General features: G+C 43.0%; 18 protein-coding genes. 3 read left to right on the top strand and 15 right to left on the bottom strand.

Features of this window, described 5'->3' with window-relative positions; translation table 11 throughout:
- The 4 genes from WAE59_RS20910 to WAE59_RS20895 form a co-directional block, all read right to left on the bottom strand.
- Complete coding sequence (locus WAE59_RS20910; RefSeq protein ID WP_337857938.1) at nucleotides 1-873, bottom strand: hypothetical protein; 873 nt, start codon at nucleotides 871-873, stop codon at nucleotides 1-3.
- Between the two features lie 47 nt (nucleotides 874-920).
- Entirely contained in the window at nucleotides 921-1,943 is a 1,023-nt protein-coding gene (locus WAE59_RS20905) for an SPFH domain-containing protein (protein ID WP_337857937.1), read from the bottom strand.
- 123 nt (nucleotides 1,944-2,066) lie between these two features.
- Nucleotides 2,067-2,774 carry an NUDIX hydrolase gene (locus WAE59_RS20900; RefSeq protein WP_337857936.1) on the bottom strand — a complete coding sequence of 236 codons (708 nt, stop codon included), beginning with the start codon at nucleotides 2,772-2,774 and terminating at the stop codon, nucleotides 2,067-2,069.
- A 142-nt stretch (nucleotides 2,775-2,916) separates the two neighbouring features.
- A complete protein-coding gene (locus WAE59_RS20895) occupies nucleotides 2,917-3,291 on the bottom strand; it encodes a hypothetical protein (protein WP_337857935.1) in 375 nt (124 codons plus the stop codon).
- A 207-nt stretch (nucleotides 3,292-3,498) separates the two neighbouring features.
- On the opposite strand from WAE59_RS20895, the gene WAE59_RS20890 reads away from it, so the two are divergent.
- Together WAE59_RS20890 and WAE59_RS20885 are read left to right on the top strand one after the other, a co-directional pair.
- Nucleotides 3,499-3,642, top strand: a complete 144-nt coding sequence (locus WAE59_RS20890) for a hypothetical protein (protein WP_337857934.1) — start codon at nucleotides 3,499-3,501, stop codon at nucleotides 3,640-3,642.
- Between the two features lie 248 nt (nucleotides 3,643-3,890).
- Nucleotides 3,891-4,472: a YdeI/OmpD-associated family protein gene (locus tag WAE59_RS20885; RefSeq protein WP_337857933.1), complete on the top strand. Its 582-nt coding sequence runs from the start codon at nucleotides 3,891-3,893 to the stop codon at nucleotides 4,470-4,472.
- Nucleotides 4,473-4,549: 77 nt separating this feature from the next.
- Here WAE59_RS20885 and WAE59_RS20880 read toward each other — a convergent pair whose 3' ends face one another.
- The 9 genes from WAE59_RS20880 to WAE59_RS20840 all read right to left on the bottom strand — a co-directional run bounded on the left by WAE59_RS20880 (nucleotide 4,550) and on the right by WAE59_RS20840 (nucleotide 14,265).
- A complete protein-coding gene (locus WAE59_RS20880; protein ID WP_337857932.1) occupies nucleotides 4,550-6,004 on the bottom strand; it encodes an RtcB family protein in 1,455 nt (484 codons plus the stop codon).
- Between the two features lie 169 nt (nucleotides 6,005-6,173).
- Entirely contained in the window at nucleotides 6,174-7,325 is a 1,152-nt protein-coding gene (locus WAE59_RS20875; protein WP_337857931.1) for a hypothetical protein, read from the bottom strand.
- Between the two features lie 84 nt (nucleotides 7,326-7,409).
- Nucleotides 7,410-7,793 (bottom strand): VOC family protein, encoded by a 384-nt coding sequence (locus WAE59_RS20870; protein WP_337857930.1) that lies wholly within the window; start codon nucleotides 7,791-7,793, stop codon nucleotides 7,410-7,412.
- A 37-nt stretch (nucleotides 7,794-7,830) separates the two neighbouring features.
- Entirely contained in the window at nucleotides 7,831-8,307 is a 477-nt protein-coding gene (locus WAE59_RS20865) for a DinB family protein (protein ID WP_337857929.1), read from the bottom strand.
- Between the two features lie 57 nt (nucleotides 8,308-8,364).
- Nucleotides 8,365-9,342 (bottom strand): L-histidine N(alpha)-methyltransferase, encoded by a 978-nt coding sequence (locus tag WAE59_RS20860; protein WP_337857928.1) that lies wholly within the window; start codon nucleotides 9,340-9,342, stop codon nucleotides 8,365-8,367.
- 9 nt (nucleotides 9,343-9,351) lie between these two features.
- Nucleotides 9,352-10,497 carry an ergothioneine biosynthesis protein EgtB gene (gene egtB, locus WAE59_RS20855; protein WP_337857927.1) on the bottom strand — a complete coding sequence of 382 codons (1,146 nt, stop codon included), beginning with the start codon at nucleotides 10,495-10,497 and terminating at the stop codon, nucleotides 9,352-9,354.
- Complete coding sequence (locus tag WAE59_RS20850; protein ID WP_337857926.1) at nucleotides 10,497-12,065, bottom strand: ABC transporter permease/substrate-binding protein; 1,569 nt, start codon at nucleotides 12,063-12,065, stop codon at nucleotides 10,497-10,499. The genes egtB and WAE59_RS20850 overlap by 1 nt, the downstream gene beginning before the upstream one ends.
- Entirely contained in the window at nucleotides 12,058-12,864 is an 807-nt protein-coding gene (locus WAE59_RS20845) for an ABC transporter ATP-binding protein (protein ID WP_337857925.1), read from the bottom strand. The genes WAE59_RS20850 and WAE59_RS20845 overlap by 8 nt, the downstream gene beginning before the upstream one ends.
- Nucleotides 12,865-12,879: 15 nt before the next feature.
- Nucleotides 12,880-14,265 carry a mercuric reductase gene (locus WAE59_RS20840; protein WP_337857924.1) on the bottom strand — a complete coding sequence of 462 codons (1,386 nt, stop codon included), beginning with the start codon at nucleotides 14,263-14,265 and terminating at the stop codon, nucleotides 12,880-12,882.
- A gap of 70 nt (nucleotides 14,266-14,335) precedes the next feature.
- Between WAE59_RS20840 and WAE59_RS20835 the strand changes: the two genes are divergently transcribed.
- Nucleotides 14,336-15,679, top strand: a complete 1,344-nt coding sequence (locus WAE59_RS20835; protein ID WP_337857923.1) for a leucine-rich repeat-containing protein kinase family protein — start codon at nucleotides 14,336-14,338, stop codon at nucleotides 15,677-15,679.
- Here the strand turns inward: WAE59_RS20835 and WAE59_RS20830 are convergent.
- Both WAE59_RS20830 and WAE59_RS20825 read right to left on the bottom strand, forming a co-directional pair.
- On the bottom strand, nucleotides 15,643-16,269 hold the full coding sequence (locus WAE59_RS20830; RefSeq protein ID WP_337857922.1) for an HAD family hydrolase: 627 nt from the start codon (nucleotides 16,267-16,269) through the stop codon (nucleotides 15,643-15,645). The genes WAE59_RS20835 and WAE59_RS20830 overlap by 37 nt on opposite strands.
- A gap of 73 nt (nucleotides 16,270-16,342) precedes the next feature.
- On the bottom strand, nucleotides 16,343-17,974 hold the full coding sequence (locus WAE59_RS20825; protein WP_337857921.1) for a RagB/SusD family nutrient uptake outer membrane protein: 1,632 nt from the start codon (nucleotides 17,972-17,974) through the stop codon (nucleotides 16,343-16,345).
- Nucleotides 17,975-17,979 lie beyond the last annotated feature (5 nt).

Raw genomic sequence — 17,979 nt, 5'->3', positions numbered from 1 at the left:
TTATTTTTTGACTACCAATCTGGCTGTTTCCGGCGCGATGCCTATTGTAGCGGTCGCACCGCTATTGAAGCTTAAGAAATCAGTTTCTATGCCATCACTAAAAATAACTCCATTTGTAGGCATTAAAGATTCGAGCTTTAGAGGAGATTTCTGTTTAATCGATCCGAGGGTGATTCCGGTCTGTGTTCTAATACTTTTAAACGGTTCTCTCACTGCGAAAATCAGTTCATTCTCTTTAAAAACAGGCCTTTTAAGTTGCTGATTTCCTCCAAAAGCATTTGTGATACCGTATGCCATATTCATAATTGAACTTAGCCAGCCTGTGGCGCCTGCAGGTGTAGAAACGATCAGTCCGCTTGAAGAATGTTCTTCGGTAATTGCGCCATGTGTAATTTTGTACTTTGCTGAGACATGTGAAGAGGCTCCAATAAAGAGATCGTTAAAGGCGAGCAATCGTTGTCCATCATTTAGCTTAGCCTCTGCGAACCGCCTTGTTTCAGCTTGATATTGATTTGCTATCACGGCTTCAACCCCTTGAATAAAATCCAGCGTGTTAAATGGTAGCAGAACTCCGTCATAACGAGCTGTATCTGGATTCACGGCTACAATCGGAATACTTCTGGCGTATTTTGCGGTGTTGGCTACAAGTCCATCCTGTCCAATTACAATGATGACATTTTTTTCGGAGAAAATAAAAGAAGGGACAAAGGCTCTGTCAAGAATTTTATATTTGATGGTTTTGGTTAGCCTGGTCTGTAGCGCATTCAAGGAGTTGTGAAAGGTTTCATGTTCGTTCTCATAATCGTCAAAATTTCCGCCTAATTTTTCAATATAAAACCTGGCCTGTGCCTTGGTATTGAACCGTTCTGTCAACGATTCCAGTCTGGTTTTGTTTTTGATTATAATGGCATACTCTACACTCATTTTCTTTTTTCTGGTTTTTCGCTAAGCAATACATTTAATAAATCGGGGCTGATATTTAGGTTGCCTATTTTATCCGAATTTTCGGCAAGTTCTCTGAAGGCCAGTGCAATATTGAGCCTTGGATCAGAGTTGTTGCTCAACGCCGTTAATATTTTCCAGTCCATTTGTTTGTATGGTTTCAGTGTAGCTTCTAAAACGTAGCCCTGAGTTTCTGCTTCTATTTTATCATTGGCGGTTTTCTGCTCAATGAACTGCTTTCTTTGATTCTCTACAGAAATATCTGCTTCCAGCTGCATCTCTCTCAATTTTCTTTCGTTGTCAGACTGCTGGACCATGGATTCCATTTTCTTTTCGGCAATCTGCTTTTGTTTTTCCTCTACGGCGATTTCTGTATTTAGCTCTGTTTCTTTTATTATACGTTCCTGCTCAACAGCAAAGTTTCTGCGTTCATAAATGGCCTGATCTGCTTCCTGCTGTAGCTTCTCCCGGGTTTCAGTTTCTAATGCCCTTGCCATTTCAGGAGTAGCGGAAATACCAAGAATATTGGCTCCGAGAATTTCAATACCCAACATGCCAATTGCAGCAGATGCCTTTAAACCTTCCAGAATGTTATTCTCTATGGCCTTGGCAGATCTTATAGCATCTTTCAGTTTGATGCTATGGATATATGCCGAAGTGGCGGTTTGAGCTTCGTTGATAATTCGCTGGTTCAGTTTCTCAAGATCGTTTTTTTTGTATATCCCATTGTCGTTTACAGTGAAATCTAAAACATCGGCCAGTTCTTTTGGTCTGCTGATTTTATAACTGATCTGACCTTGAATATTTACTTGCTGGTAATCGTTGGTAGATTCACTAAAAATAAAGGGGAGATCATTACTTCCCATTGGGATGGCAACAATAGAACTATTTGGGGCAAAATAAAAGAAAGAGAGTCCGCGTCCTTCTCTTTTTATGTTACCATTTTTGAAATGGAACACATAAGTCATTGAGTCAAATTTGATGTGCTGGATACCAAACATATGCGTTGAATTTTAAATATATAAATACTTATTTGCGTAATAATGACACAAATAAAAGAACTTATTTTGTACACTCCAAATAATTTGTGTTTTTTTTACGCAAATTTAGGTTTGCTCCCGTTGTTAAAGAAGCTTGTAAAGGTCGAATCCTTTGACTTTAAGTTGCTTATATTTTTCGTTATCGAATGAATATAGTTTGCCTGGACGTCCTGCATTGACGACGGGAGCCTTTTCTTCTAATTCTACGACTAAGCCTAGTGACATTACTTTTCGCTTAAAGTTCCTGCGATCTATCTCATGTCCTAGTAATTTCATGTAAAGTTGTTCCAGATCAGAGAAGAGAAATTTTTTGGCCAGAAGTTCGAATCCTATTGGTTCATAGGTGATCTTGGCCCGCAGTCTCATGATGGCTTTATCTACAATTTCCTTATGATCAAAAGCCAGTCCAGGCAGGTCGTAGATGTTAAACCAGGCTGCTTCTGAAGCATCTGATGAAGCAAAAAGACTAAAGTCAGCAGATTTAACAAGGCCAAAATATGAAATCGAAATAACTCTTCTCCGAGGGTCTCTGTCCGGTTTCCCGAATGTAAATAGCTGCTCCAGGTAATTTATGGATACGCCTGCTTCCTCCTGTAACTCGCGTTCTACTGCTTGTTCCAGTGTTTCATGATTGAGCACAAACCCCCCAGGTAGTGCCCATTCATTGATGTGAGGCATTATCTTTCGTTTAATCAATAGAACGGATATTCCATTTTCCTGATTATAGCCAAATACAATAGCATCGACGGTTACTTTAATGTCCTGGTTTATGAAAGAGTTTGCTTGGTCCATATTTGAAGAGAAATTAGATACAAAGTAAACGATTTATATATTGTCTACAATAAACAGTGCTTTAGCCCAGTGTTTCTGGGAAGTACAAAAAATTGAAATTAGTATCTGAGAGAAATGTGCGTTTAGTTATTGATATCGACCACTAAAATTCTTCAAAACTGTCTCTTTCCCTAATCTCTTCTCCTATTAAAATAATCTGAAGAGTGTCTTTATCAATAGCGAAGTTCACATTTATAAAGTTATCTAATTCTGTTTCTGTTAGTTCGCATCCGCTAAATTCTGTGGCATTGTAGTTGATTTTGAACTTACCTTGAAATTCAGCCCCAAAGACAAGGTCGATTATTTTAAATACGGCCACCTTATATCTGCCCGGCAGATAATTGTCTAGAAGGTAGCTGATTTCGGTTTTGTGCTTACTTAACTCCTCCTGCAGTATTTTTGGCGCATCAGAGGGCTGATCGACAATAGATTGAATGATGCTAGGTGAAATGGAGAGTTTTTCTTCTGGAATCTTCATGATACTAAGTTAATAAACTCAGCTAGCCTTACAATACCTGTTTTTTATGTTGTAGATCCATAGGATGCGAGTCAACTCTGCCTTCGTGTTGGTGTTTTTCTGATTTTGGTTAAGCTGATGTGTGAGGAGAGGATTGCTGCTCTAGCAAAAGGAGAAACACATTAATTACTATATTCGAATGACTCGACAACATAAAGAGATATACAAATGAAAATACAGATCATCAGTGACCTTCATCAGGAATTTGGCGTTTCAGATCTGAACTTTGATAATGCGGATCTGGTGATCTTAGCAGGAGACACTAATCTGGGAATAAAAGGGATTGAATGGGTGAAGGAGAATAAATCTTGAGGGATTTATTAGTAGATACAAACCGATGTATTGGATACATGGACATATCCACACACCAGTCCGATATAAGATTGGGGATACAGAGATCATATGCAATCCTCATGGATACCTCGATGAAAAATACAATGGTTACGATAAAGAACTGATTATAGAAATATAGCTCCTGCATTTGCACTAGTAACAGGATAGTTGAAACTTTCAACTGCATTTTTCAGAAATCATATTGATGTTTACCTAACTTTAATTAAATGCAGGAAAAAGAGATAGAAATATTTGATCCGACGAATCTTTCAGACTGGCGGAAGTGGCTGGAGAAAAACCACCTGTCCAAACAGTCTGTATGGCTTGTTTGCTACAACAAAAATTCCGGTAAAAAATCAATAGCCTGGAGTGAATCGGTAGATGTGGCACTATGTTTTGGCTGGATAGATAGCAAGAAAATAAAGGTTGATGAGGAAAGAACACATCAGTTTTTTAGCAAAAGAAAAGCCAGGAGCACCTGGTCGAAAATCAACAAAGTTAAAGTGGCTCAGCTTATTGAACAAGGCCTGATGACTGATGCCGGGTACAAGAGTATTGATGTTGCAAAGCAAAATGGTTCCTGGACAATTTTAGATACGGTTGAAAATCTGGTTATTCCTGAGGATCTACGTGTTGAGTTTGAAAAAAATACTGTAGCCGGAGCGTTTTTCGATGGTATGAGTAAGTCCTCAAAGAAAGCCGTGCTTCAATGGCTCGTGCTTGCAAAAACAGCGGAAACGCGACAAAAACGTATTGCGGAAATAGTAGAATGTGCAGCGCAAAACCTGAAGCCGAAGCATTTGCGCTGAACACATCATTTTTAAGTTCGTAGGATTACAGAGAAGTTAAAAGCAGTTGCGCAATAACAGTTGCTTTTAAAATATTTTTAATCTTCCGGCTTCTCTTTAGGATTTGCCATACGCACAATCCTGGGTTCAAACTTTGCAAGTACATCAACCAGGTCGTTTTGTGCGGCCATTACTGCATGGATATCTTTGTAAGCCATAGGTGCTTCATCTACATCGCTCCCCATTAATGTAATTCGTTTCTCTACCAGATTGGCAGCAATTAGTTTTTTATCCAGTGTCTTAAAGGCGGCACTTCTGCTCATTAAGCGGCCCGCGCCATGACTGGCTGAGTTGATGCTTGTAGCGTTACCTTTTCCTCGTACTAAAAACCCTGGGGTACTCATACTTCCTGGAATGATCCCTAAAACACCCTCGCCAGCCGGAGTGGCTCCTTTGCGGTGTACCATTACTTCGGTACCATCTGCCAATTGTTCTTTCCAGGCAAAATTGTGGTGATTTTCTATCCTGGTCAATGGATTAATTCCCAAAGCACGGGCTATTTTATTATGGATCTCATGGTGATTTGCACTTGCGTATTCACCGGCTAAATTCATAGCGATCCAGTACTCTTGTCCTTCATCCTTATCCAGATCTAACCAGGCCAAATGCTTCGCTTCGCTGGGAAGTTTTGTTTTCACCATAGCGATTTTGCTGTAGTGGTCTGCCACAGCTCCCCCAAATCCGCGAGAGCCGGAGTGCGATAAGAGCGCAAGGTATTTACCGGCAGGGATACCGTCTAAGGCGCCTTCAGCGATGGTCAATTCTCCCCACTCTACAAAGTGGTTGCCGGTTCCACTGGTACCCAACTGAGCATAAGCCTTGTCTTTCAGCGTACGGATTAGCTTCGTTTCATTCCAGGTTTTGCTGTCGAACAATGAGCTGTCAAAATACGATTTGGTTGTGCAGCCCATACCGAAATAGGTATTGTCAACCAATATGTTTTTTAGCTTGTCTTTCTCTGTATCAACAGTTTCCGCAGGCAGGTCAAAAATGCTCAGACACATTCGACAGGCAATATCTACTCCAACAGCGAATGGAATAATAGCATTTGCCGTTGTAGCTAATACCCCACCAATGGGAAGCCCATAACCTTGATGCGCATCGGGCATCAGTGCACCTGCCACGGAGATAGGTAGCTGTACCGCTGTTCTCATTTGTGCCAGAGCACCTACCTCTATATGTTCTAAGCCCCATACGGGAAACTCTGCTACTTCTTCTTTCAGTTTGAAATTGCTGCGTTCTTGTTTTACAAACTTTCCTTCTTTACGCATGGCGATTACGTCTTCGGCCAGGTTCTTAAACTTCCCACCCTTCTTCAAAGCATAAGGCATCGGGTCATCAATCAGAGCTTCCAAATTGGCAAGGATTTCAGACTTGCCCATCACGTTATGTTTAAGCAAGCCATTGGCCACACGACTAAAATTGACCATAGTTTCCACATCGTTGATGCCTATGGCGTGTAGTTCGTTGTTGCTGATCTTTTCTTTTTCCATGATCTTTTATTATTTATTGATACAAAGAAATATAGCATCTGCGCAGCCTATTTGCGCAGATCAAAATAATTCATGAATCACTAAAATAATATTAGATTATTGCCAGTCAACAGAATGCCTCATCAGTAACCAACAAGAACCGTGAAATATAACCCTGCAGAGCATGCGATCAGTCAAGGAGAATAAAGGCGCTAATTTCATCCCCAACCCATATATACTTATAAATGGTTGTTTGCTCTTGTCCCTCTTTATCTTTTGAATGATGTGAGATGTAAAATGAGCCATCTCCTAAAGGGCACAAACCTGTTGCGCCCCATTTAAAATGCCAGCCTCTGATACCTGTAGCTGAATCTTTTTGTCCGGATTGCAATAAAGGGAGTGTTTTGACTTTTATCTGTTGCTCTCCTGAAGATATTTGCTCATCACCTGCGTTTTGATGCATATCGATTACGAATAGCTCGTAGTTTGGAAATTGGCTTTTTGTACCTGGGTATACCGCAGCGAACAAATTTCCAGTATGTGAATCGTAAGCTAAATTCTGGATCCCGTATCGGCTATTGCCGGTTTTCACAAAATACTTCTCCAATGGTTTTTTCGGCCCGGAATGGTGCAATCGATCCTGGGAAAGTTGCTTCCCATATTTATTCCAGTTGCTGATATCATATTGTAATAAAACCTGATGATCGTTATCTGTTCTGGCTGTATCTCCGTATATACCGTAAGCTACATATAGGTACTTCTTATCCAACATAGAACTTCCCGGTGCGGGAGCGAATGCAATTCCATCTATCCCTGAGCACGCAAAGCGGTGCGGCCTGGTTTCATTTTCGATCTTTACTTCGGCCTCATAGTCATTTACAGCTTCCTTAAGGTAAACCGTGCGTAACAGATCTTCTTTCTCAGCATTCATATTTGGTCTTGAGATCCTGGCTCCGTCGAATATCGCAATATAAAATCCGTTTTCATGCTGGTTTTGTATACCTAAAGATTTACTAATTCCCTTTCCAATCGCATCGCTTTTATATTCCAGTGATCCATAAATTCTTCCGTCATCGGCAATGTCCAAATCCCCTAAATGTCCGGCGAAACCGGTTACACTACCGATCATATTGCCGTCAAGATCCATTTTGACCAACCGGTCTGTAAAAGAAAAATATACATATCCCTTCGCCTGGTCTACCGCAACACCCTGCACGTGGAATTTACCTTGTTTTCCAGAATAAATGGAATCCGGCAAGTTTGGTAGCCGACTACCTTTCAGAGATTGGGCATTTAGTTTTAAAACTAAAAGAAAGAAAGGAATTAGTAATAGGTTTTTCATGCAGTTTAAAAAGGGATAAACCACAAATTTATAGATCTTGTATTAACCTAATCTGAACCTGCCATGAAGTTTTATCTTCTGCCGCTAACTTAAATTTTCTAAGATGGAGAGAATGTTTCCTGCCGGGTCTTTGAACCAGGCGATTACCGGCCCTTCGCCATGCATAATCCCTTTCTCATCGGTTTTTAGTTGCTCATCATCGTAGTGTTCAAATTGAACACCTTTGCTACTCAGCCATTCTACAGTTTTTTCTACACTCTGAACAGGAAAATTTAATACCGTAAAGGTAGCGGGAGTGTGATTCGCTTTAGGATAGACCATAATGGGAGTAACGTCATCAACGTGTAACTCCAGAATTCCCATTGAACCTTCATGGACTTCCAGTTCAAGGGTGCCTTGATAGAAATCTTTTGCTTTTTTCAGGTCATCAACGGAGAATGAGCTGAATGCTTTACTGTTCTTCAACATCGCTTATCGTATTATATTAGCTGATTATTTCGAGGGGTCAGGATTTCCATATGCCAAGCAGTCGCCTAATGATGATGATTTCTGCGATGTGATAGGCTGTATGGTCTGCAATCTGGAGTGCCTCACGCAAAATGCTCTGTCCGGTTCCATGGGGGATTGTTTCGTAAAGGTCTTCAGATTCTAGCAGCTCAATGAATGTATCCAGGTCGTTTTCAATCTCTTCTACAGTTTTTTCCCAGGTTTCTTTGTCTTTCGGAGTAGGATCCTGCGGCCAGTAGCCCTCAGGCCATTCAGGAGATTGATGTGCAGCATTCCGGCTAAACTCCAGCATATCCCATTGGGTAATGCGGATGTGTTCAGTAAGTTGCCAGATGCTATAGGGAAGATTGTGGGGTTGCTCTCCCAGGAGTTCAAAAGGGATGTCGGTGATCGCTTCTTTTATGCCCACATGCGCAGCACCGCCGCTTAGCAATTTTTTAAGTTCTACGATCAACATTTCGGTTCCTTTGCTCATAGTGTTTCCAGTTGGTTGCTATTTACACTACAAATAAAACGGACTAAAGTTTGAAACTCAGTGCACCTGCCAAATGGAATCTACGAAATAAGCATTTTGATCAAAGAAATTCCCTTGCAACCGGAAACCTGTTGATGTAGCCATTTGGTCAATTTCATTCAGGTCATACTTTTGAGAAATTTCCATAAATATGTATTCATTTTTCGAGAATGAAATATTTGCAGAATCGCCGATGCTTACGACCTGATCTTTTAAGCTGATGAGGTAGCTTTTGCAGGATCCTGATTCAGGGTCATAGCTGGCGTAATGCTCAAAATTGCTCAGATCAAATTCAGCATCCAATTCTTCGTTGATCCGGCGTAAAAGGTTAAGGTTAAAGGTACTGGTGATACCGTGTGCATCATTATATGCTGCCAATATCTGCCTTGGCGATTTTTTCAGATCGAAGCCGATGATCAAAAGATCGTCTTTGGACATTTGTGTCCTTAGCTCCGCACAAAATGCCTCGGCTTCTGAGGCATTCATATTTCCAATGTTTGCCCCCATGAATAAGATTACTTTTCTACGTTCTGAAGTTTTAGAAACCTGTTGCAGCATGTCAAGATAATCACCGTTTAGTCCATTGATCTTCAAGCCCGGAAGCATTGCAGGCAGCTTCTCCTCAAGGTCGGCAATGACATGTGCTGAAATGTCAATTGGCAGGTAGCGAAAATCTGCATTCCTGGACAAAAGCTCCTTTAACAGATGGATAGACTTCGTTGCATCTCCAGCTCCCAATTCAATTATGTCAAATGGACTGCCAGATTCCATCAATACTTTAGAAATGTGGCCGGACTGCTTCAGCAGGATATCCATTTCAGCTTTTGTAAGGTAGTATTCGTCCATTTCCATAATCTGCTGAAAGATATAGTCTCCGCGTTCATCATAGAAGTATTTCGAATGCATGAATTTTGGCGAGGCGCTCAGGCCAATCAAAGTTTCCTTCAGGAATTGCGTCCTGGCTGGAGTGATGGGTTCTTTAATCATTATGCTCATCTTATCTGGTTATTGGGCAAGTCGGATGCCTGTAAATTGCCACCTCAAGTGTGGATGAAAAAAATTGCGATAGGTTGATCTGCTATGTCCCTGCGGAGTTGCGTCTGAAGCTCCGCGCAGTACTTTTTGGTTGACCATGAATTTGCCGTTATACTCTCCAATGGCGCCCGGAGCTTTGCTGAATCCAGGATACGGCAAGTAGGCACTTTCTGTCCACTCCCATCGCTGTCCCCATTCAAATGAACCAGAGGCTGCTTCCCACTCAAATTCAGTTGGTAGCCGCATTCCTTTCCAACTGGCAAAAGCATAGGCCTCATAATAGCTCACATGACTTAGAGCTTCATCCGGACTCAAAATTTTCAGTCCGCCTAGTGTATAGTAATGCCATTGCCCATTAATGAGGTGCCAGTAAAGTGGAGCACTGATCTGGTTATTCCTCACCCAGTCCCAGCCTTCAGCATGCCAATGGCGAAAATTGTTGTAGCCACCGTCATTGATAAATTCCAGATATTCTGCGTTGTTGACCAGATTTGCATTGATGGAGAAGTCAGTCAGGTAAACCTTGTGCCTGTTAAGTTCATTATCGAAACAGAACCCCGGACCCTGATGTCCAATTTCGTAAATTCCTTCTTGAAAGTTCAGCATAGCTCCTTTGGAAGATGTGATCCGGGCGCTTTCCTTATCCATATATGCTGGAAATAGTGGATTGTGTCCAAGAATGTATTTGATGTCAGTCAGCAGCAATTCCTGGTGCTGTTGTTCATGATTGAATCCGAGCAAGAGCAATTCTTCGACTTCAAAACTGATCTCTTGCCCAAGTAATTTGATCATAGCCCGGTCTACATGATCGCGGTACTGGTAGATCTCTGTTACTCCCGGTCTGCTCAGGTTGCCACGGTCGGTGCGAATAACACGATTGCCAATCGTTTCATAATAGCTGTTGAAAACGTAATTGTAATCGGCATTATAAACTTGATAGCCTTTCAAATGAGGGCATAAAATGAAAGTTTCGAAGAACCAGGTGGTATGACCCAAATGCCACTTTGGCGGACTCACATCTACTGTGGGTTGCACGACATAATCCTCTATTTGCAGAGGGCGGCAGATGGTTTCAGAATGCGCTCTGATCTGCTTATAATCGTCTATAAGAGTCATCAATTTCGGTCTAAATAATTCTTAAGTTCTGTTATGGTATTAACATGCAGATGATCTGATTGTTTTTGCCTCATCATTAATGCATATGAATTGTTAAAGCCGATCGGCTTCAGCCACTCGATATCAAACCTTTTACGAAAGGCATCTTTCACATATTGGTAAGTCCGGTCCTTGTCCCTGGCAATTTGTTGCGCCAGTTGTGGGTCTGGCTGAAGGAGTACCAGCAGGCCTGTGCCGGTATATTCGGGATAGAGGTCTATCTGATCATTTCTAAGGGCATCGAAGCAGATTTTGGTGCCCCCCAGACCACTTTTTGTCGCCACATCGTATTCAGTGTATCCTTTGATCAACATACCATACATAGCGGCCAGGATATACTGTTCACCAAAGATCTTCGAACCGATGCGTACGGTACCCTTCCCGCCTTTTCTTGCTGTTACCCATAACCCGGTTTTAACCAGAAAATCCTGAGCTACTTTTTCCGGTGTCTGGTGGAGATAATCAGTCTTGTAGTTTAGGTCTGTCATGATAGAGTCGGTGATTTTTCCTGCCAGTTTGTTGAGAACGGTATCCAAGCCTGGAAATTTTTGAAGCGCGTCCGAGCGGATGATGGGGGCAGCATAGTAGGGAGGGAATATCGCCTGATCGTCCTCCAATATTTTAAGATCATAGGCTTTCAGTCTTCCGTCAGTTGAGTATCCGCTGATGACATCCAGTTCTCTTTCGTAGGCAGCCTTATACATGACTGCATCACTGATTACGACCGTTTGGATTTGGAGGCCATAGATTTTCCGAAGACCAATGTCGCCATCCTGCCGGCCCATGAATTCCGGTGTAAAACCAGCAGTTAATTTAGAGCTATAAGCCTTAGGAAGCAAATAAAACCCAGCCAGGCCCAGTAAGAAAATGGGTAAAAAAAGCAGGACTGATTTTAGTTTTTTGACATTCATGTTCTGGATCAGAGATAGCAAAAGATCGAGTACAACGGCTAATAAAGATGCAGGTATGGCGCCTGCAAGGATCATATTTGTGTTATTTAAAGAGATGCCCCCAAAAATGAATTCGCCCAGTCCACCCGCGGCGATATAAGAAGCGAGTGTCGCTACCCCTACATTGATTACAGTCGCCGTGCGGATTCCTGCAAGTATGACTGGCATGGCCAGTGGGAGCTCCACCTGAAGCAGGATTTGACGACTATTCATGCCCAGTGCCCTTGCAGCTTCAATAACTGACTTGTCTATGCCTATAATGCCAGTGTAGGTATTTCTGATAATTGGAAGAAGGGCGTATATCAGCAAGGCCACAATGGCCGGTTTTGCACCAATGCCAAGGAGGGGGATCATAAAGCCCAAAAGGGCAATGCTTGGGATAGTCTGTAAAATGCCGGCAACACCAAGTACCGATCCCGATAGCTTCGTTTTTCTGGCAATTAGTATACCCAAAGGTAAACCAACCAGCACTGCAAGCAGCACTGAGATAAAGGTAAGCCCCACGTGCTGTACGGTCTGCGTCAGCAGCTTATCTGATTCCTGGCTTATAAATTCAATTAAAGATTGTTGCTCATTCATCTTTTCCGAATTTTTGAGATTCCTTTATCAGGTCAGCAAAGCTAAGCGCTTCCAGGGCATTCAATTTAATTTCCAGCGACAGGCGTTGCCCATCAAAAAACTTCCTTGCAAAATCATTAGCAGGCTGATGCAGTAACTCCTCAGGGGTTCCGGTTTGTACGATCTTACCTTTGTCCATGAGACAGATCCTATCGGCCAGTTCGAAGGCCTCCTGTACGTCATGGGTGACCATAATTATGGTTTTTCTTTTCAATTCCTCCAGCTCCTTGAACTCCTTCTGGATACTGGAACGCGTCACATTGTCCAGAGCCCCAAATGGCTCATCCATAAGTAGTACCGGGGGATCAGCCGCCAAGGCTCTTGCCAGTCCGGCACGTTGCATTTGCCCTCCGCTCAATTGCGCAGGAAGCTTGTTCAGGAGTTCCCATGGGAGGTGTAGCTTGTCGGCAAGCTCCTGAATACGTAATTTGATCTTGTCCGGGGCCCATTTCAAGAGTTTAGGAACAATCGCAATGTTTTCGTAGACGCTGTAGTGGGGAAATAAACCAATATGCTGCATCACATAGCCAATACCAAGTCTGAGTATTTCGGGTACCTCCTGCCGGACATCTCTACCATTGATCAGAATACTCCCCTCGTCAGGTTCTATCAAGCGGTTGATCATCTTTAATGTAGTGGTTTTTCCGCAGCCGCTTGTGCCCAGCAGCACGAGGTTTTCCCCTTCGGCTATTTCCAGTGAAAAATCACTTACTGCTATGGTGCTGGCAAAAGCCTTGCCCAGCTGTTCAATCTTAATCATGGTATCGCTTTTTAGCTAGTCTTCGATTTTCATAAAAAGGTTATTGAGCGATTCAGCGTAGGTCGGATGTGCAAAAACACCAAACCTGATCTGCTCGTGGGTAATATTTCCCTGCATGGCCATTTGCAGTACAGTCACGATCTCGCCGCCATCAGCTGCCAGTATCGCTGCACCTAAAATTTGTTTGGTGTCAGCATCAACTACAGCTTTCATCATCCCTTTGGTTTCTCCGGTTTCTATACCCCTGGCGACTTGCGTCATCGGAAGAACGGCAACCTTGATGTTCAGTCCTTTTGCTTTTGCCTGTTGTTCTGATAAGCCAATACGGCCAAGCTGGGGGTCAGTAAACATGCAGTAAGGAACCGGCCGTTCCTCTATGCTGTAGTTTGAGTTTTTCAATAAATTACGATAAACAATAGTGTAATCGTTATAGGCAATATGTGTGAATGCCGGGCCTCCTTTGACATCGCCTAGCGCGTAGATTCCGGAAATGTTGGTTTCCAGGGTAGGATTGACCAATATGTATCCCTTTTCGTCGGTTTTCACTCCTGTGCTTTCCAGTTCAAGTTGTGCTGTCTGCGGACTACGTCCAACGGCGATCAGCACATGGCTGGCACGGATTTTCCTGGATATTCCGTCTACCTCAACGGAAGCAATGATTGCTCCTTTATCATCGAGGTCAAATTGTTTGGTTTTGGCTCTGGTGAGAATTTCAATGTCCTCCTCTTGCAGGAATTTTTTGACTTCTTCGGATATATCTTCATCTTCTTTGCCCAGCAGCCGGGAAGATTGTTCAAGTACGGTGACTTTGCTTCCAAACCTACTGTACATCTGACCAAATTCCAGGCCGATGTAATTGCCGCCTAGAACCAGTAAATGTTCAGGTACATCTACCAAGTCAAGGATTGAGGTGGAAGTCAGGTAGTCAATACTTTGTATCCCATCAATATCAGGGATGATGGTTTTTGCACCAGTATTGATAAAAATCCAATCAGCAGTTAATATTTCCTGAGTGCCATCAGCCGATACAACAGTCAATTCCTTCTCTCCACTAAAATGAGCTTCACCAAATATGAGGTCCAATCCCTTGGTACCTTCCAGCCCGCGCTGGCTGGATTCCCTGAACGATTTAACGATTTCATCTTTACGTTTTACAACCTGCTGAAGGTTGACTTTAACCTTATGGACCTCAACACCAAGTTCGGCAGCTTTTCTTGCCTGAAAAGCTATGCGGGCAGAAGCGATCATTGCTTTTGTTGGTGTACAGCCATCGTTGATGCAGGTTCCGCCAACCATTCTTTTTTCGATGATTGCTGTTTTTTTACCCGATTCCGCCAGCTTTTTGGCGAGTGGTGTACCAGCCTGACCGGCTCCGATGACAATGGCGTCGTAATGCTTCATGTGTTGCTGTTTTTATGAGAATCAATTTTGTTCGATCTTTCAGTTATATTCGTAGGCAATTTCAACAACCATGCAAAGCTTAGACCAATTACTGCGCGGCGAACTTAAAGGTAGCGTTTCTTTGAAACTCTCTGAAGGACTTTCTTCGTTTCCAGAACAGATATTCGAACTTTCAGATTCACTGGAGATTCTGGATCTGTCCAAAAATCAGCTGACTGAGCTGCCTGCAGATTTCGGGAGGCTGAAGAAGTTGAGGATCTTTTTCTGTTCAGAAAACCAATTCCGCGTTTTACCTGAGGTACTGGGAGATTGTCCCTTACTGGATATAGTTGGCTTTAAGTCGAATTGCATCGAAGTCCTTCCTACAAAATCTCTGAATACCAATCTGCGCTGGTTGATTCTCACCGATAATAAAATTGAGGAGTTGCCTGCAGAGATCGGCCATTGTAAAAGGATGCAGAAACTGATGCTGGCAGGGAATCGCCTTTCTTTTTTGCCTAAAGAACTGGAGCGCTGTAATCACCTTTCTCTCTTACGAATCTCCGCAAACCAATTGATCGAATTACCTGAGTGGCTGTTGACCATGCCGAAGCTTTCCTGGTTAGCCTTTTCAGGGAATCCCTTCTGTATCAGGCCGGATTTACCTCTTTTGCCTTTTGTCCGCTGGTCGGATTTACATATAGAGCAATTATTAGGAGAAGGAGCTTCAGGATTGATCTTTAAAGCAACTAGAAAAGTGGGCACGGAAAATCAGGAGGTTGCAGTAAAAGTCTTTAAGGGTGATGTGACCAGTGATGGATTTCCAGAGGATGAAATGATTGCTTATATCGCTGCGGGTGTAAATTCTGGCCTGCCAAGCCTGATCGGAGATATTGATGGACACCCGGAAGGAAAGAAGGGATTGGTGATGGAACTGATTCCGCCAAGGTTTTTTAACCTGGGCTTGCCGCCAAGTTTGGAGAGTTGTACCAGAGATGTCTTTAAGGAGGGTCAGGATCTTTCATTAAGTCAGATATTTAAAATAGCCGAAACCATAGCCTCCTTAGCCGCACAGTTGCACAAAAAAGGCATCATGCATGGCGATCTTTACGCCCACAATACCTTAATAGATCAGGAAGGGAATACATTATTTGGAGACTTTGGTGCTGCATCATTTTATGGTGCAGAAACGCTTAAAAGTGCTGCCGCTTTGGAGGCCCTCGAAGTAAGTGCTTACGGGCAATTACTGGATGATTTAATTTCCTTATGTCACGACACTGCTAGCCAGCCTCTATTGGCGCAGCTGTCGTCGCTTCGGGACAGTTGTCTTCATCCGGATATAAAGGCTCGCCCGGGTTTTGAAAAATTATCGGAAATGGTCAGTGCGCTGAGGCTTTCTCATTCATCTGCAACCAGACCTAGCGCTGCAAGCTGACTTTTAGTATCCCCATAACTCGTGTGGTAAATGCCAGTAAGGCCCAGGCCTTCTGCTACTTGCACAAACAACATACGGTCATCAATATAAACACTGGTTTCCAGATCACTTTGTGAAATGTCTATGGCGACTTTAAAAATGTCGGCATCTGGTTTTCTGAAATGCACGAAGCTTGAAGAAATGAAAAAGTCAATAAATTCATTGAGCCTGAAGGTGGCGATCCGGTATTGGTTGAGTTCTCTGCCTTCGTTGCTGATTACGGCCACTTTAAGATTGTACTTCTTTTTGAGATCGCAAACCAGCTGGATCATTTCAGGAAACGCCTGGGATTTACTGACCATAAAGTTTTTAAAATCATCTTTGCTGAAGCTGCGCTCTTCATAGAATACCAAGCGGTCGAGGTATTCATCCAGGGTAATCTTTCCTACCTCATAGGTGTCGAAGGTTAGGTGGTGTCTTTCTTCAGTTTCTTTGAGGTCCAGACCAAATAGCTGAGCGGCCTCGTATCTTGCCTGCCTGTCCCAGCCGTTTGTCAATAATACGCCTCCGATGTCAGTAAAAAGCGTGGTGATTTTCTTTTGTTGGCTCATATCCAAATATAGATAAATCAGGTCAGGATTTAAATCAAAAACGGGGATATCGTTCAGACATCCCCGTTAGCAGTTAGTTGGTGTAACCTGGATTTTGCACCAGGTTGACGTTGTTGGCCATTTGACGGAACGGAATTGGATAGATTTCTTTATTTACGTCATTGGTAGGTGTATGATCCCACCATGCGCCTTTTGTAAAGCGACCAAATCTGATGATGTCAGTACGTCTTTTACCTTCAAAGATAAACTCACGGCCTTTTTCTGCCAGGAGTTCATCCATAGTGAGTGTAGCGGTGGTATATTTCGCAGCCTCCCAGTCGGCATCGGTAAATGCACGCTTGCGGCTGAGGTTAATGAGATCAACAGCCTCCTGAGTTGCCACGTTATTGTTTTTGCGCATTAATGCTTCTGCTTTATTGAAATAAATTTCGGTTAAGCGGTAAATCATGAAATGATTTTCCCTGTAGTTCGGATCCGCTGTGAGACCAGTTTTGTATTTGTGGAACCTCGCGCCGCTATTTTCCTCTCCTTTGGTCATGCCACCTTCGGTTGTCAGGTCGCCTTCACTTTCCCTTCTGATGGTATTTACGTACACTAACGGTTTTCCAGTGTATTCTTCTGAACCGAGGATTGGAGTGGTTGTTCCGTATTTATATTGGGGCCCAAATAAGAACCATTCTTTTTTACGCTTGTCATTTTCCGCGTACGAGTTGAAGAAAGTCGGAATTACCACATAACCGTTGTTTCCTACATAAGACACACCCAGCGCTTCACTCATGTTGGCAAAGCCCATTAATGGAATCCAGTCCCAGACGAAGCCATTTTTAAGGCTGTAAGCATACTGGAACAGTGCTTCCGGAGCGCTGGCATTCGTATTGGCAAAGGTCTCTGTCAGGTTAGGTGCAAGGCGGGGAGTTCCACCAAGCCCACCCGCAGCACCGGTCATAATTTTATCACAAGCTGCAATGCATTGGTCCCACATGGACGTACCAGCCCACTTCTCTGCGTTCAGGTATAATTCTGCGAGCATTGCATAACCACCAGTCTGACCGATACGCCCAACCAATGAAGCTGAGTAGGGTGCAAGTTGGGGTACGTAAGTCTCCAGTTCTGTTTTAATGAATTCAAAAACTGCTTTTCGGGATGCTGTTGGAGGATTTTTAGGCAAGCCGACTTGTGTCACAATTGGGATGTTTCCCCACATGTCCATCAATTTGATATAATGGAAACCTCTGAGCACATGAAGCTCGGCGAGGATGGTTTTTAATTCCGCAGGATTCATTCCGATAGCTACGGCATCCACTTTTTCCAGATCTTCTATTGCAGCGTTTGTGTAGCCCAATCCAGTCCACATTCCTGACCATGCATTGGTTAACCTTGATTCGTTGACTGTCCATGTATGATAATGCTGCCTGATGTGATCTCCATTATCGAAAGCATGACGTCCTTTTTGGGGCCATGCGACCTGATCCGAACACATTTCTGCATGGTAGTAATATCCATCTCCGCGAATGGGCGCTAGCCAGGATTGAAGATGTGTCATTGGACGTAATGCACCCTGCAAAACTTCTGTACGGTTCTTGTAAAAGTTGTCTTTATACAATTCGCTGTAAAGTGTTTCATCCAGCTTTGTGCAGGCATTTAGTGTACCTAAAGCCGCAATTGTGCTAAGTATATATATTGATTTTTTAATTTGAAATTTCATAATGT

It is taken from the genome of Pedobacter sp. GR22-6 (assembly GCF_037402555.1).
Taxonomy (GTDB): Bacteria; Bacteroidota; Bacteroidia; order Sphingobacteriales; family Sphingobacteriaceae; genus Pedobacter.
This window is presented reverse-complemented; position numbering and strand designations above follow the sequence as displayed.

Bases quoted from the DNA above. Each gene is read 5' to 3' on its own strand.
- WAE59_RS20870 (WP_337857930.1), bottom strand. From the start codon at position 7,793: ATGTTGAAGAACAGTAAAGCATTCAGCTCATTCTCCGTTGATGACCTG.
- WAE59_RS20875 (WP_337857931.1), bottom strand. From the start codon at position 7,325: ATGAAAAACCTATTACTAATTCCTTTCTTTCTTTTAGTTTTAAAACTA.
- WAE59_RS20860 (WP_337857928.1), bottom strand. From the start codon at position 9,342: ATGAGCATAATGATTAAAGAACCCATCACTCCAGCCAGGACGCAATTC.
- WAE59_RS20900 (WP_337857936.1), bottom strand. From the start codon at position 2,774: ATGGACCAAGCAAACTCTTTCATAAACCAGGACATTAAAGTAACCGTC.
- WAE59_RS20840 (WP_337857924.1), bottom strand. From the start codon at position 14,265: ATGAAGCATTACGACGCCATTGTCATCGGAGCCGGTCAGGCTGGTACA.
- WAE59_RS20830 (WP_337857922.1), bottom strand. From the start codon at position 16,269: ATGAGCCAACAAAAGAAAATCACCACGCTTTTTACTGACATCGGAGGC.
- WAE59_RS20845 (WP_337857925.1), bottom strand. From the start codon at position 12,864: ATGATTAAGATTGAACAGCTGGGCAAGGCTTTTGCCAGCACCATAGCA.
- WAE59_RS20895 (WP_337857935.1), bottom strand. From the start codon at position 3,291: ATGAAGATTCCAGAAGAAAAACTCTCCATTTCACCTAGCATCATTCAA.
- WAE59_RS20850 (WP_337857926.1), bottom strand. From the start codon at position 12,065: ATGAATGAGCAACAATCTTTAATTGAATTTATAAGCCAGGAATCAGAT.
- WAE59_RS20905 (WP_337857937.1), bottom strand. From the start codon at position 1,943: ATGTTTGGTATCCAGCACATCAAATTTGACTCAATGACTTATGTGTTC.
- egtB (WP_337857927.1), bottom strand. From the start codon at position 10,497: ATGACTCTTATAGACGATTATAAGCAGATCAGAGCGCATTCTGAAACC.
- WAE59_RS20835 (WP_337857923.1), top strand. From the start codon at position 14,336: ATGCAAAGCTTAGACCAATTACTGCGCGGCGAACTTAAAGGTAGCGTT.
- WAE59_RS20890 (WP_337857934.1), top strand. From the start codon at position 3,499: ATGAAAATACAGATCATCAGTGACCTTCATCAGGAATTTGGCGTTTCA.
- WAE59_RS20825 (WP_337857921.1), bottom strand. From the start codon at position 17,974: ATGAAATTTCAAATTAAAAAATCAATATATATACTTAGCACAATTGCG.
- WAE59_RS20865 (WP_337857929.1), bottom strand. From the start codon at position 8,307: ATGAGCAAAGGAACCGAAATGTTGATCGTAGAACTTAAAAAATTGCTA.
- WAE59_RS20880 (WP_337857932.1), bottom strand. From the start codon at position 6,004: ATGGAAAAAGAAAAGATCAGCAACAACGAACTACACGCCATAGGCATC.
- WAE59_RS20885 (WP_337857933.1), top strand. From the start codon at position 3,891: ATGCAGGAAAAAGAGATAGAAATATTTGATCCGACGAATCTTTCAGAC.